This window comes from Streptomyces sp. SID3212, assembly GCF_009865405.1.
GTDB lineage: Bacteria > Actinomycetota > Actinomycetes > Streptomycetales > Streptomycetaceae > Streptomyces.
On record NZ_WWJY01000177.1, the window covers coordinates 13,716 to 27,283 of the forward strand.

Sequence of the window (13,568 nt, forward strand, 5' to 3'; positions counted from 1 at the left end):
GGGCGGGTGTGCGCGGCACCCACCCGCGGCAAGACCTCCCGCCGGGCGTCGCCGCCGACGAGTGCGCCCCCGTCCGGGGATCCCGGTCAGCGCCACTCCGGCGGGATGTCCGCCAGCTGCTTCAGCAGGTCCCAGCCCAGGCGCTTCTGCTTGCGCTCCTCGGACGGGCTGTGCCACGGGGCACCGTGTCCCACCCAGTAGCCGCGGTATCCCCGCAGGCCCATGACGCTCGCATCGCCCACATCGGACTCATTGCCGCAGCAGAGGCAGATGGCCTCGGTCGGCCAACCCCCCTCCCAGAACACCTCACCGCTGAACCCACAGACCCGGCAAACCGTCTCTGTCTCTGTCTCGTTCTTCATCCTCACCAAGACTTCCGGCGATCAGGCTGCGGCAATCAATCGACCGGAACAGTCTGACCGCGGGCGTACGCGCCGTACAGCGAGATAAGGCGCGTTCGACGGCCTGGCGGCTGCGGGGCGCGGCGGCTGCGGGCCGAGCCGGGAGAGGGCGACATCGCGACCGGCGGCGCGCCATTGGCCGCCGAGGCGGCCGTGCCGGGCCTGATCGACGAGTACCGGGTGAGGATCTACTCCTGACGCGTGATCAGCAGGATCAGGCGTCGTGGCGTTGGTCGGCTCGGTGGTGGTACGTGGAGCGGGTGTGTTCTGTGTGGGCCTTCATTACTTCCGTCGCGCGCTGTTCGTCGCGGGCCGCGATCGCCGCGATCAGTTCGCGGTGTTCGATCCAGGACTGCTTGCCGCGCTGGCGGGCCACCGGGGTGTAGTACCAGCGGACCCTGCGGTCCACCTGAGCCGCCAGTTCGGCCAGGACGACGTTCCCGGCGAGGGACATGACTTTGGCGTGAAACGCGGCGTTGGTGGCGACCGTCAGGTCCACGTCGTCGTCCGCGACCGACTGCTCGCCCTGGGCGCAGAGCGCCTCCAGCGCGGCGATGCCCGCCTTGCCGGAGTGGGCGGCGGCGAGGCGGGCGGCCTCTGCCTCCAGGAGCGTGCGGACCGAGAGCAGCTGGTCCGCCTCCTCCTCCGTCGGCTCGTGGACGAACGCGCCCTGGGCCGGGCGCAGGTCGACCCAGCCCTCGGTGTTGAGGCGCTGGAGCGCTTCCCGTACCGGCTGGCGCGACACGCCGAGGTGACCTGCGAGTTCGCTTTCGACGAGATGCTGGCCCGGTTGGAGCGCGCGCGTGGTGATGAGTTCGAGGAGAGCCCCGTAGACACGCTCGCGCAGCGGACCCGGTCGTTCGAGCTTGGGCACGGCTCCCTGCGCCAATCTTGCGGACAACATCGCGGTCCCCCTCCTGGCCGGCAGAGTCACATGACTGTATCGATGAGATCTAGACACATTGGCTATCGTCTACAGTCTACCGAGAACATTGAAGATTATGGGCAACGGATGACTTGACCGGCGTACGAAAGATTGCCGCCGAAGCCGAAAAGCAGGGCCGGAGCACCGGACTGCACCTCTCCGCGGGCCACCAACTTGGACAAAGCGAGCGGAATCGACGCGGCCGAGGTGTTTCCCGACTCGATCACATCCCTGGCGATCACCGCGTTGATCGCGCCAATCTTCTGCGCCACCGGTTCGATGATCCGCAGATTCGCCTGGTGCAGGACGACGGCCGCCAGCTCCTCCGGCGTCACACCGGCCCGCTCGCAGACCTGGCGGGCGATCGGCGGCAGCTGGGTGGTGGCCCAGCGGTAGACGGACTGCCCCTCCTGGGCGAAGACGGGCGGGCTGCCCTCGATCCGTACCGCGTTGCCCATCTCCGGCACCGAGCCCCAGAGCACCGGGCCGATCCCCGGCTCCTCGCCGGGCCCGGTCGCCACGACCACCGCCGCGCCCGCGCCGTCGCCGACGAGGACGCAGGTGGTGCGGTCCGTCCAGTCGGCGACGGCGGCCATCTTGTCGGCGCCGATGACCAGCACCCGGGCGGCGGAGCCGGCCCGTACGGTGTGGTCGGCCAGGGCCAGGGCGTGGGTGAACCCGGCGCAGACCACGTTGAGGTCCATGACGGCGGGCGAGCCCATGCCGAGCCGGGCCGCGACCCGGGCCGCCGTGTTGGGCGACCGGTCGATCGCGGTCGACGTGGCGACCAGGACCATGTCGATGTCCGCCGGGGTGAGGCCGGCCGCGGCGAGCGCCTTGGCGCCCGCGTGCGCGGCCAGCTCGTCGACCGGTTCGTCCTCGCCCGCGACATGCCGCGTCCTGATGCCGACCCGGCTGGTGATCCAGGCGTCGCTGGTGTCGACCAGGGCCGCCAGGTCGTCGTTGGTGAGCACCTTGGCGGGCTGATAGTGCCCGAGCGCGGCGATACGAGTGCCGGTCATGCCCGGGACCCCCTCTGCTGTCGACGTCAGGAGTCCTCAAGTCTCGTCAGCGACTCACCCGTACGGGTACAGGCGAACCAACAGGATTCACCGTCTCCGCTTGGAGACTTCGGATCATCGTCGGAATAGTTCCCGATCCACTCGGTGAATCATTCATCCGGTGAACAGCTGCGCGGCCTTGAGGACCAGCTCGTACACACCGTAAGCCAGAGGAATCCCTACCCAGAGCCAGGCGAAGGCGATCAGGCCGGTACGGCGTGGCTCCGATCCGGTACGGCCCGGCTCAGGCACTCCGCCGCTGCTCGCTGGTGACGTGGTCATCGGATGCCTCCCTGGGGGCCGGAATGTGGTGGCGGGGGTGGACGGGCCTGATGAGTTCGTTGGCCACGAAGCCGACGGCGAGCAGGCCGATCATGATGGTGAGCGAGACCCCGTAGAGCCCGGAACCGCTCTTGCCCGCCTTCTCCTGGCTGTCCGCGACCCAGTTCACGATGAGCGGGCCGAGGACGCCGGCGGTGGACCAGGCGGTGAGCAGCCGGCCGTGGATGGCGCCGACCTGGTAGGTGCCGAAGAGGTCCTTGAGGTACGCGGGCGCGGTGGCGAAGCCGCCTCCGTAGAAGGACAGGATGACCAGCGCGCAGACGACGAAGAGCGGCTTGGAGGAGTCGCCGAACCGCGCGATCAGGAGATACATCACGGCGCCCACGCCCAGGTAGACGCGGTAGACGTTCTTGCGGCCGAGCAGGTCGGAGGCGGAGGACCAGCCGATCCGGCCCGCCATGTTCGCGGCGGAGAGCAGCGCCACGAAGCCGGCCGACGCCGAGACGGAGACGGGGGTGCTCGTCCCGGCGAAGAAGTCGGTGATCATCGGGGCTGCCTTCTCCAGGATCCCGATGCCGGCGGTGACGTTCATGCAGAGCACCACCCACAGGCACCAGAACTGGGGGGTCCGTACGGCGGATTTCGCCGAGACCTGGGCGGTGGAGATCAGGCCGGCGGCGGGTCGGCCCGTCGGGACCGGCGATCCGGCCGGGGGCGCCACGGCGCCGTCGGTCGCGGCCGGCGTCTGCTGCCGGTATCCCGGCGGAGGTACGCGGATCAGCAGGACGCCCAGCGTCATGAACGCGGCGTACACGAGACCGTGCACGAGAAACGCGTACGCGATGCCCTCGCTGTCCGCGCCGAACGACTCCAGCATCTGCGCGGACCAGGGCGAGGCGATGAGCGCGCCGCCGCCGAATCCCATGATCGCGATGCCGGTGGCCATGCCGGGCCGGTCGGGGAACCACTTGATGAGCGTCGAGACGGGCGAGATGTACCCGATACCGAGTCCGATGCCGCCGACGAAGCCGTAGCCGAAGACGATCAGCCAGTACTGCTCGGTGGCCGCGCCGAGCGCGGCGAGAAGGAAGCCCGAGGAGAAGCAGCTCAGGGCCACGGTCATCGCCCAGCGCGGGCCGTTGCGCTCGACCAGCGTGCCGCCGAAGGCGGCCGACAGGCCGAGCATGACTATGCCCAGCTGGAAGGGGAGCGCGCTCTGGGTGCCGGAGAGGCCCAGCGCGGACTCGAGTGGGGGTTTGAAGACGCTCCAGGCGTACGCCTGGCCGATCGAGAGGTGCACCGAAAGGGCCGCCGGCGGTACCAGCCAGCGACTCCAGCCGGGGGGTGCGAGAGGTGGGGTCATGGTCGCGAACTCTAAGAACGGCCTGACCTGTTGGGAAGATCGGCGCCGCGGTTCACCCAAGATCCACGCAGGAGTTTGCCTACTGCATACCGGAAGGGAGCCTTGTGGCCCAGAACTACATACTGTAGACAATATATCGTCGACACGAAAGTAAGTGTGACCCTTCCCTCGGTCCCCCCTCAAACCGAACGGAGAGCCCCACAGTGAAAGTCGCAGTTGTCGGAGCCGGCGCGATCGGCGCCTACGTGGGAGCCGCGCTCGATCGAGCCGGCGCCGAAGTTCATCTCATCGCCCGTGGACCGCATCTCGCGGCCATGAGGCAGGACGGAGTCAGGGTGTTGAGCCCGCGCGGGGATTGGACCGCCCGGGTGCATGCCACCGACCGACCGGACGACATCGGTCCGGTCGACTATGTGTTCCTGGGGCTCAAGGCGAACTCCTACGCGGCGTGCGGGCCGCTGGTGAAGCCTCTGCTCCATGACGGTACGGCGGTCATCGCCGCCCAGAACGGGATCCCCTGGTGGTACTTCCACGGGCACGGGGGTCCGCACGACGGCACACGGATCGAGAGCGTCGACCCCGGCGGCTCGGTCAGCGCGGTACTGCCACCCGAACGTGCGATCGGGTGTGTGGTCTACGCGGCTACGGAGCTGGAAGGGCCCGGAATCGTCCGGCACCTGGAAGGCACCCGCTTCTCCATCGGGGAACCGGACCGGTCGGTGTCGAAACGGTGTCTCGAATTCAGCGAGGCGATGCAGGCGGGCGGACTCAAATGCCCCGTCGAGCCCGAGTTGCGCGACGACATCTGGATCAAGCTCCTCGGAAACATCTCGTTCAACCCCATCAGTGCGCTGACCCGCGCCACCATGCGGGAGATGTGCCTGCACCGCAGCACACGCCAGGTCATCGAGATGATGATGGCCGAAACCCTGAGCGTCGCTGAGGCATTGGGCTGCCACCCCGACATCTCCATCGAGCGGCGGCTGGCCGGCGCGGAACGCGTCGGTGACCACCGGACGTCGACCCTCCAGGATCTGGAGAAGGGCAAACCGCTCGAACTCGACGTCCTGCTCGCCGCCGTCGTGGAACTCGCCGAGATCACCGGCGTTCCGGTGCCCACCCTCCGTACGGTGGACGCCATTTCGGATCTCCTGGCCCAGGGCGCGGCTGCCTGATCCACTCCGGCCGACGGCCGCGCACAGCCATTCATGGCCAGTTCTGTCCGTGGGGTTCCCTTTACCTACACGACTACAGAATACTGTATGCAATGGGCGCGGCCGTCGGTCACCACTCACAGGAGCGCAGCGTGAAGAAGCGAGAGCGCACACCGAAAACCTATGCCCGCATCACCCATCCTCTGGTGCGGGACAAGAAGGGCGGACCCCTCCGCCGTGCGGGCTGGGACGAGGCCCTGGACCGGGCGGCCGCCGGCCTGGGAGCCGCGCGCGGCTCCTTCGGGATGCTCTCCTGCGCCCGGGCCACCAACGAGATGAACTACGTCGCGCAGAAGTTCACCCGCGTGGTGATGGGTACCAACAACGTGGACTCCTGCAACCGGACGTGTCACGCGCCCAGTGTGGCCGGACTGTCCGCGGTCTTCGGCTCCGGCGGCGGCACCTCGTCGTACGGCGAGGTCGACCACACCGACCTGATCCTGATGTGGGGCTCCAACGCCCGCTTCGCGCACCCCATCTTCTTCCAGCACGTGCTCCGGGGCATCAGGAACGGCGCGCGCATGTACGCCGTCGACCCCCGCCGCACCTCCACCGCCGAGTGGGCCGAGAGCTGGCTCGGGCTGAACGTCGGCACGGACATCCCGCTGGCGCACGCGGTCGGCCGCGAGATCATCCACGCGGGCCTGCACAACACGTCGTTCATCGAGCGCGCGACCACCGGTTTCGAAGAGTACGCGGCCGAGGTCGAGCCCTGGACGCTCGCGGTGGCGGAGAAGGTGACCGGTGTGCCGGCCGAGGCGATCCGCGACCTCGCCCACGCCTACGCCCGCGCCGAACGGGCCCAGTTGTGCTGGACGCTCGGCATCACCGAGCACCACAACGGCACGGACAACGTCCGGGCGCTGATCAACCTGTCCCTGCTCACCGGGCACGTCGGCCGGTACGGCTCCGGTGTGCAGCCGCTGCGCGGCCAGAACAACGTGCAGGGCGGTGGTGACATGGGGGCCATCCCCAACCGACTGCCCGGCTTCCAGGACATCCTGGAGCCCGACATCAGGACCAAGTTCGAGAGCGCCTGGAACACCGTCATCCAGCCCGAGTACGGAATGACGCTCACCCAGATGTTCGAGGCGATGGAGACGGGTGACCTCAAGGCCGTCTACTGCATCGGCGAGAACCCCGCCCAGTCCGAGGCCGACAGCGAGCAGGCCGTCGAGCGCATGAAGAAGCTCGACTGCCTGGTGGTGCAGGACATCTTCCTCACCGCGACCGCCGAGCTGGCCGACGTGGTCCTGCCCGCCACCGCCGCCTGGGCGGAGACGGACGGCACCACGACCAACAGCGAACGCCGGGTCCAGCGGGTCCGCAAGGCCGTCGAACCGCCGGGCGAGGCACGCGAGGACATCGACATCATCTGCGACCTGGCGGGCCGGCTCGGACACCCCTGGAAGTACGCGGACGCCGAATCGGTGTGGAACGAACTGCGGTCGGTGTCACCCGACCACTACGGCATGACGTACGAGCGGCTCGCGGAGCACCAGGGCATCCAGTGGCCCTGCCCCGACACCGACAAGATCGAGCCGACCTATCTGCACGGCCGCCTCTGGGACGAGGACCCCGCCAGGCGCGGCCGGCTCGCCCCCTTCGGCATCGTCAAGCACGACCCCCCGGTCGACCTGACGGACGATCAGTACCCGATCAGGCTGACCACGGGCCGCCGGCTCGACTCGTACAACACCGGTGTGCAGACCGGGAGTTTCGCCTCCCCGCTGCGCCGGGGCGAGTACGTGGAGCTGTGCCCCGAGGACGCCGAGCGGTACGGCGTGTCGGTCGGCGAGGAGGTACGGATCTCGTCGCGGCGCGGCACGGTCCAGGCCCCGGTCTGGGTGGATCCCGGGCTGCGCCCCGGACTTGCCTTCATGACGATGCACTTCCCGGACGAGGTGGACACCAACCAGCTGACCATCGAGGCGAATTGCCCGATCGCCGGGACCGCCGAGTTCAAGGCGTCCGCGATCCGCATCGAGAAGCTGCCCGTGTCCGGGCTCGTGTCCGCACCGGCCGTGAGGAGCTGAAAGATCAGTGGATCTGCACTTCGGTGACAGCAAACCCACCGACGAGGAACGAGCGGCGGTCGACGCCCTGCTGGGCCTGCCCACCTCGGCCTGGGAAGGCGCGGAGGACCGTACCGGCTCGGACCTGCGCTGGGCGCGGGGCGGCCGTGAGGCACGGGAGCGGCGGGACCTGCTGCTCCCGGGGCTGCACGCGATCAACGACCGGATCGGCTGGATCAGCGAGGGTGCCCTCGACTACCTGTGCCGGCGGCTGACCGTGCCGCCGGCGGAGGCGTACGGCGTCGCCACGTTCTACGCCATGTTCGCCGTCAAGCCGCGCCCCGCGAAGGTGCTGCACGTCTGTACGGACCTGGCCTGCGCGAGCAAGGGCTCGGCCGCCCTCTGCGCCGGCCTCGAGGAACGCCTGGGAGCGGCCGGTTCGGCCGCGGGCGGCCTCGTCTGGCAGTCGAGCCCCTGTCTGGGTCTGTGCGAACGCGCCCCCGCCGCGCTGGTCATCCAGGCGGGTGTCCCGTCCGACGAGGGCTCCGTACCCCTCCCCCTGGCCAACACAGGCGTCACCGAGAAGGTCCAGCTCGGCGGCGCGCGGCCGTCCTGGCCGGCCGGGGCGAATCCGGCGGGCCCGGCCCGTACGAACCCGGCGGGCCCGGCCCGTAACGGAAACGGCGTCTCCGCCGAACCGGCCCCACGCGGCTACGCCACCGCCGTCATCGCCCCCGCCACCCCCGAGGCACTCGCCCTCGCGGCGGCCGAGCCCGCGGCGGCCCCGGCGGAGCCCGCCGCCTCCCTCGCCGTACCGCAGGCCGGACAGCCGGGCCTGTCCCTGCTGGCCCGCATCGGCGTCGTCGACCCGTACAGCCTCGACGACTACCGCGCGCACGACGGCTACCGCGCCCTGCGCCGCGCCTTCGACCTCGGCCCGGCCGGGGTCATCCGGGAGGTCACGGACGCGGGCCTGGTGGGACGCGGCGGCGCCGCGTTCCCCACCGGCCGCAAGTGGCAGGCCACCGCCTCACAGCCGGTAAGGCAGCACTACCTGGTCTGCAACGCCGACGAATCCGAGCCGGGCACCTTCAAGGACCGCGTGGTCATGGAGGGTGATCCGTACGCGCTGATCGAGTCGATGACGATCGCCGGGTACGCGGTCGGCGCCGACCGGGGCTACCTCTACCTGCGCGGCGAGTACCCCCGCGCCCTGCGGCTGCTCCAGAACGCGATCGACCAGGCGCGCGCCCGCGGCCTCCTCGGGGACGACATCCTCGGCCAGGGGTACGCCTTCGACATCGAGATCCGGCGCGGCGCCGGGGCGTACATCTGCGGGGAGGAGACCGCGCTGTTCAACTCCATCGAGGGCTATCGCGGCGAGCCGCGGTCCAAGCCGCCGTTCCCGGTGGAGAGCGGTCTGTTCGGCAAGCCGACGGCCGAGAACAACGTCGAGACACTGATCAACGTGCTGCCCATCCTGAACCAGGGAGCCGCCGCGTACGCCGCGATCGGCACCGGCCAGTCGACCGGGCCCAAGCTGTTCTGCGTCTCGGGGAACGTCGGGAAGCCCGGCATCTACGAGCTGCCGTTCGGCGCCACCCTGGGCGAGCTGCTGGAGCTGGCACAGGCGCCGGACAACATGCGGGCCATCCTGCTGGGAGGCGCGGCGGGCGGCTTCGTCCGCCCCGACGAGCTGGACATCCCGCTCACCTTCGAAGGGACCAGGGCGGCCGGTACGACCCTGGGATCCGGGGTGGTGCTGGTCCTGGACGACACCGTTCCGCTGCCCAGGATGCTCGTACGGATCGCGGAGTTCTTCCGGGACGAGTCGTGCGGGCAGTGCGTGCCCTGCCGGGTCGGCACCGTACGGCAGGAGGAGGCGCTGCACCGGATCGTGGACCGTACGGGCGCCGACGCCGCGCCGGACATCGCGCTGCTGCGCGAGGTGGGCGCGGCCATGAAGGACGCCTCGATCTGCGGTCTCGGACAGACCGCCTGGAGTGCCGTCGAATCAGCCATCGACCGACTGGGGGCCTACAAGTGACCGTCATCCCACTGCAACTCCCGCGGCGGCTGCTCGAATTCACTCTCGACGGCCAGGAGACGCGGGTGCCGGAAGGCTCCACGATTCTCGACGCCTGCCGGGCGGCGGGGAAGGACATCCCGACGCTCTGCGAGGGCGACACCCTCACCCCGAAGAACGCCTGCCGGGTGTGCGTGGTCGAGGTCGAGGGCGCGCGGGTCCTCGCGCCGGCCTGCTCGCGCAAGGCCGAGGCGGGCATGACCGTCCTCACGGACAGCCCCCGGGCCCGCCACAGCCGGAAGATCGTCCTCGAACTCCTCGCCTCGTCGACGGACCTCTCGACCACCCCGAGGGCCGCCGAGTGGATCAAGGAGTACAAGGCGAAGCCGGAGCGCTTCGGTCCCGACGCGGCCCGGCTCGACGAGGAACCGAAGATCGACAACGATCTCTACGTACGCGACTACGACAAGTGCATCCAGTGCTACAAGTGTGTCGACGCGTGCGGTGAGCAGTGGCAGAATTCGTTCGCGATCTCGGTGGCGGGCCGTGGCTTTGACGCCCGTATCTCCACCGAGCACGACGGACCGCTCACCGACTCGGCCTGTGTCTACTGCGGCAACTGCATCGAGGTCTGCCCGACCGGGGCGCTCAGCTTCAAGTCGGAGTTCGACATGCGGGAGGCCGGGACGTGGAACGAAGAGATCCAGACGGAGACCACCACCATCTGCGCGTACTGCGGTGTCGGCTGCAATCTGACACTGCATGTGCAGGAGAATGAGATCGTGAAGGTCACGTCTCCGCACGACAATCCCGTGACGCACGGGAACCTCTGCATCAAGGGCCGCTTCGGCTTCCAGCACGTACAGGAGCGCTGACCGGGCGCTTTCCGGGCCGGCCGAACGAGCACCAGCACACCGATACGAGTAGGACTGATCATCATGGGACGGGTCACCGAGCGCCGCCGCACCATCCGTATCCGGGACGGAATCGTCACGACCCGCCCGGACACCCTGGTGGCCGAGGAGCCGCTGGAGATCCGGCTGAACGGCAAATCCCTCGCCATCACGATGCGCACCCCGGGCGACGACTTCGCCCTGGCGGCGGGCTTCCTGGTGAGCGAGGGGGTGCTGGCGGCCGCCTCCGACGTGCAGTCGATCGTGTACTGCGCGGGGGCGAAGGACGACGGGTCGAACACGTACAACGTGGTCGACGTCCGGCTCGCGCCCGGTGTCCCGGTCCCCGACATCACGCTGGAGCGCAACGTCTACACCACTTCGTCGTGCGGGCTGTGCGGCAAGGCGAGCCTCGACGCCGTACGGACGACGGCCCGGTTCACGATCGACGACACTCCCCCGGTCCGGCTGGAGCCCACCCTGCTCGCCGGCCTCCCCGACCGGTTGCGGGCGGCTCAGGAGGTCTTCGACCGGACCGGGGGCCTGCACGCGGCGGCGCTCTTCAGCGAGCACGGGGAGCTGCTGGACATCCGGGAGGACGTCGGCCGGCACAACGCGGTGGACAAGCTGATCGGCCGCGCGCTGCGGCAGGATCTGCTGCCGCTGTCCCGGTCGATCCTCCTGGTCTCCAGCCGGGCTTCCTTCGAACTGGCCCAGAAGGCCGTGATGGCGGGCATTCCGGTGCTCGCGGCGGTGTCGGCGCCGTCCTCGCTCGCCGTCGATCTGGCCATGGAGACGGGGCTGACGCTGGTCGGCTTCCTTCGTGGCCCCTCCATGAACGTGTACGCGGGCGATGAGCGCATCGCCCTGCACACTGGGGTGTGACAGTCCCCGCTGCACGGGAACAGGGCCCGGCCGGCGGGGAGCGCCCCCTGCGTCGGCCGGGTACCTCCGGCAGCCACACACCCATCCGCCCGGCGGTGGGCGGGCCTGAGCCCGCCGTCGCCTGATCCGCTTGTGTTCCCCGGATTTGTTCTCCGGGGTACGTTCCCCGTCACCGCCCCCGTCGGCGCCTCGCGTCCGACGGGGGCGGAATCATGTGCAGCTCCAGCGTGGCGGGGGGCTCGGCCACGCCGGGCCCGCCGGCCCTGGCCCAGGCCAGCAGGTCGTCCGTACCGTCGTCGTCCAGCACCCAGCCGACCCAGGTGGCGCGGGCCCCCGCGCGCCGGCCCTCGGCGGAGGGCTGGACCACGACGACGTTCGCCTGTCCGCACGGGCCGAGACAGTCGGTCGTACGGACGGACAGCCCGCCCTCCGAGGAGGCGGCGGACGCGCGGAGGCGGGCGAGCTGACCCGCGTGATCCGTGCCCGGGTTCTTGGCGGGGTCACCGCAGCAGCAGCCCCGGCAGACGACGAGGGTGCAGGGGCGGGGGCCGTAGCGGCCTATGCCCGGAGGCGCGGGCGAGGAGGGCTCTGTCACCCGAGGATCTTGTCAGCCGTGGGGTGGGGCGGGGTCGGCGGTCCCCGGGCGGGGAGTGCGGTCGGTTGATATTCTCTTGGCTCCTCCGGCTCCCCGGGCCGGGTGGACCTTGGGGGATGCATGAAGCCGCGCCTGGTGTTCGTCCATGGCATCGGCGGCCCGCTGGACAGCGCCGCCGCACGTGACGCCGAACGTGACGCGTGGGTGCGCGCGTTGGCCGAGGGGGCCCGGGCGGCGGGCCACGCCGGGAAGGTCTCCGCGCTGACCCAGGGGTGGGCCGCCGACATCCGGTTCGCCTATTACGGCGACCTGTTCGGCGCGGGGCAGGCCCAGGGCGGTTCAGCCCTCGATCCGACAGTCGATCAGGAAACCGTCCTGCTCGCGGAGTTGCTGGGCGACGCGGTGGACGAGCGGCTCGCGGACCCGGCCGGCGAGGACGAGATCCGGGTACTGACCCACGCGCGGGCCCAACTGGACCCGCGGGGAGCGCCCCAGGGCCCGGGCAGCGCCCTGCGGCAGACCCTCAACGCGGCGAACACCCTGCTCTCGGTGCCGGGGCTGCGGACGTTCGGCGGCTGGGTCAGCGCCAAGGTCATGATCCTCAGACTCAGCCAGGTGGCGCGCTACCTCGCACGCGGGGAGCCGGACGCGGACGGCGTCCCGCTCGACCGCCGGATCCGCCGCCGGGTGGGGGAAGCCCTGGATCCGGTGGGACCGACGATCGTCGTCTCGCACTCGCTCGGCACGGTCGTGGCTCTGGAGACACTGCACGAACACGCCGGTCCCGTACCGCTGTTCGTGACCCTCGGCTCCCCGCTGGGGATGCGCACGGCCGTGCTGCCGAAGCTCCGCCCCCGGCCGGCGGGGGTGCCCGGTCAGGTCGGGCGGTGGCTCAACTTCTGGGACCGGGACGACTTCGTGGCGGGCGGCCCGCGCCCGGAGAAGCTCCTGCGGCCCAACTCCCGTGACGTACTGCCGGTCAGCACACGCGTCGACTCGGACGGCGTGTGGGTGCATCCCGCCGTACGGTATCTCGCCCACCCCGCCGTCGCCGGGCCGGTCGTGGAGGCCCTCGAAGCGGCGACGGCGACGGGCTTATGACCGGCCCGCCCCCCGTCCGGCACGTCCTGGTGATCGCGCCCCAGTGTCCGGAGATGGGGTTGCTCGACGGTCTGGACGACGTGGCGCGGGCGTTGCACGGCTCGCTCATCCACCGCAGGGGCGGCGCCTGTACGGACGGGCCGTCCGCCGGGGTCGTCTCGCTGCTGTACGGCGCCTCGCTCGGGCAGGCGCGGATCGAGGCCGCGATCCGGGGCGCGGCCCGGCGGGCGGGCGAGGCGGGAGCCGTCCTCGTACTGGCCCTGATCGGGCACGGGATGACGCCGGGTCAGCACCCCACGCTGTACCTCATGGCCGGGGATTCCCAGCCGGACGTCATCAACACGGCCGTGAACGTGGGTGAGTTGCTGACCCAGGCTCTCGACACCCCCGGTCTCGCGGGGGTGATCGCGCTGGTGGACACCTGCCACGCGGGCGGCGCCGTACCGGATCTCAAGGCCCTGGACGCCGGGGTACGGGACGGCGCGACCCGGCTCTCGCTGCTGATGTCGGTGGGCGCGAGCCAGACCGCGTACGGCCTCGCGTTCACCCGGGGGCTGGTCGAGGTGCTCCGCGCGGGCATCCCCGGCGCCGGGGAGTACCTGCGGCCCGACGCGGTGGTCGAGGCCGTACGGGACGCCGCTCCCGGACAGGACGCCCGGCTGGTCGAGTACCACGGCGCCCAGTTCGGTGAGCGCCCGTGGCTGGCGCGCAACGCCCGGCACCCGCACGCGGCCGGTGCGTTCCTCGGCCCGGTGGGGACGGAGGACCTGGAGCGGGCGCTGGACCCGCTGGGCGGTACGGCTCTCC

12 protein-coding genes and 1 pseudogene are annotated in these 13,568 nt (G+C 70.5%); 7 read left to right on the forward strand and 6 right to left on the reverse strand.

What is annotated here, in order from left to right; genetic code table 11:
- Positions 1-86 precede the first annotated feature (86 nt).
- The 5 genes from GT042_RS05255 to GT042_RS05275 form a co-directional block, all read right to left on the reverse strand.
- Positions 87-362, reverse strand: coding sequence for a hypothetical protein (locus GT042_RS05255; RefSeq protein WP_161307523.1), 276 nt, complete (start codon positions 360-362; stop codon positions 87-89).
- A gap of 253 nt (positions 363-615) precedes the next feature.
- Positions 616-1,305 carry a GntR family transcriptional regulator gene (locus tag GT042_RS05265; RefSeq protein ID WP_161307524.1) on the reverse strand — a complete coding sequence of 230 codons (690 nt, stop codon included), beginning with the start codon at positions 1,303-1,305 and terminating at the stop codon, positions 616-618.
- Positions 1,306-1,400: 95 nt separating this feature from the next.
- Positions 1,401-2,348 carry a beta-ketoacyl-ACP synthase III gene (locus GT042_RS05270; RefSeq protein WP_161307525.1) on the reverse strand — a complete coding sequence of 316 codons (948 nt, stop codon included), beginning with the start codon at positions 2,346-2,348 and terminating at the stop codon, positions 1,401-1,403.
- A 153-nt stretch (positions 2,349-2,501) separates the two neighbouring features.
- A complete protein-coding gene (locus GT042_RS38020) occupies positions 2,502-2,669 on the reverse strand; it encodes a hypothetical protein (RefSeq protein WP_202532378.1) in 168 nt (55 codons plus the stop codon).
- Positions 2,632-4,032, reverse strand: a complete 1,401-nt coding sequence (locus tag GT042_RS05275; protein ID WP_161307526.1) for an OFA family MFS transporter — start codon at positions 4,030-4,032, stop codon at positions 2,632-2,634. The genes GT042_RS38020 and GT042_RS05275 overlap by 38 nt, the downstream gene beginning before the upstream one ends.
- A 203-nt stretch (positions 4,033-4,235) precedes the next feature.
- Between GT042_RS05275 and GT042_RS05280 the strand changes: the two genes are divergently transcribed.
- The 5 genes from GT042_RS05280 (at position 4,236) to fdhD (ending at position 11,065) form a co-directional block, all read left to right on the forward strand.
- On the forward strand, positions 4,236-5,207 hold the full coding sequence (locus tag GT042_RS05280) for a 2-dehydropantoate 2-reductase (protein ID WP_161307527.1): 972 nt from the start codon (positions 4,236-4,238) through the stop codon (positions 5,205-5,207).
- 131 nt (positions 5,208-5,338) lie between these two features.
- On the forward strand, positions 5,339-7,282 hold the full coding sequence (locus GT042_RS05285) for a molybdopterin-dependent oxidoreductase (RefSeq protein WP_161307528.1): 1,944 nt from the start codon (positions 5,339-5,341) through the stop codon (positions 7,280-7,282).
- Between the two features lie 7 nt (positions 7,283-7,289).
- Positions 7,290-9,308 (forward strand): NAD(P)H-dependent oxidoreductase subunit E, encoded by a 2,019-nt coding sequence (locus GT042_RS05290; protein WP_161307529.1) that lies wholly within the window; start codon positions 7,290-7,292, stop codon positions 9,306-9,308.
- Positions 9,305-10,162 carry a 2Fe-2S iron-sulfur cluster-binding protein gene (locus tag GT042_RS05295; RefSeq protein WP_161307530.1) on the forward strand — a complete coding sequence of 286 codons (858 nt, stop codon included), beginning with the start codon at positions 9,305-9,307 and terminating at the stop codon, positions 10,160-10,162. The genes GT042_RS05290 and GT042_RS05295 overlap by 4 nt, the downstream gene beginning before the upstream one ends.
- A gap of 63 nt (positions 10,163-10,225) precedes the next feature.
- Positions 10,226-11,065 carry a formate dehydrogenase accessory sulfurtransferase FdhD gene (gene fdhD, locus GT042_RS05300; RefSeq protein WP_161307531.1) on the forward strand — a complete coding sequence of 280 codons (840 nt, stop codon included), beginning with the start codon at positions 10,226-10,228 and terminating at the stop codon, positions 11,063-11,065.
- Positions 11,066-11,234: 169 nt separating this feature from the next.
- Here the strand turns inward: fdhD and GT042_RS05305 are convergent, their stop codons facing one another.
- Positions 11,235-11,660: a (2Fe-2S) ferredoxin domain-containing protein gene (locus tag GT042_RS05305; RefSeq protein ID WP_345943690.1), complete on the reverse strand. Its 426-nt coding sequence runs from the start codon at positions 11,658-11,660 to the stop codon at positions 11,235-11,237.
- A 120-nt stretch (positions 11,661-11,780) separates the two neighbouring features.
- Here GT042_RS05305 and GT042_RS05310 point away from each other — a divergent pair, with 120 nt between their 5' ends.
- Complete coding sequence (locus GT042_RS05310) at positions 11,781-12,761, forward strand: alpha/beta hydrolase (RefSeq protein WP_161307532.1); 981 nt, start codon at positions 11,781-11,783, stop codon at positions 12,759-12,761.
- Positions 12,758-13,568: pseudogene (locus GT042_RS05315) on the forward strand (hypothetical protein); the annotation flags it as partial. The gene GT042_RS05310 and the pseudogene GT042_RS05315, both read left to right, overlap by 4 nt.

Coding starts and splice junctions, on each gene's coding strand:
- GT042_RS05255 (WP_161307523.1), bottom strand. CDS start 362: ATGAAGAACGAGACAGAGACAGAGACGGTTTGCCGGGTCTGTGGGTTC.
- GT042_RS05265 (WP_161307524.1), bottom strand. CDS start 1,305: ATGTTGTCCGCAAGATTGGCGCAGGGAGCCGTGCCCAAGCTCGAACGA.
- GT042_RS05270 (WP_161307525.1), bottom strand. CDS start 2,348: ATGACCGGCACTCGTATCGCCGCGCTCGGGCACTATCAGCCCGCCAAG.
- GT042_RS38020 (WP_202532378.1), bottom strand. CDS start 2,669: ATGACCACGTCACCAGCGAGCAGCGGCGGAGTGCCTGAGCCGGGCCGT.
- GT042_RS05275 (WP_161307526.1), bottom strand. CDS start 4,032: ATGACCCCACCTCTCGCACCCCCCGGCTGGAGTCGCTGGCTGGTACCG.
- fdhD (WP_161307531.1), top strand. CDS start 10,226: ATGGGACGGGTCACCGAGCGCCGCCGCACCATCCGTATCCGGGACGGA.
- GT042_RS05310 (WP_161307532.1), top strand. CDS start 11,781: ATGAAGCCGCGCCTGGTGTTCGTCCATGGCATCGGCGGCCCGCTGGAC.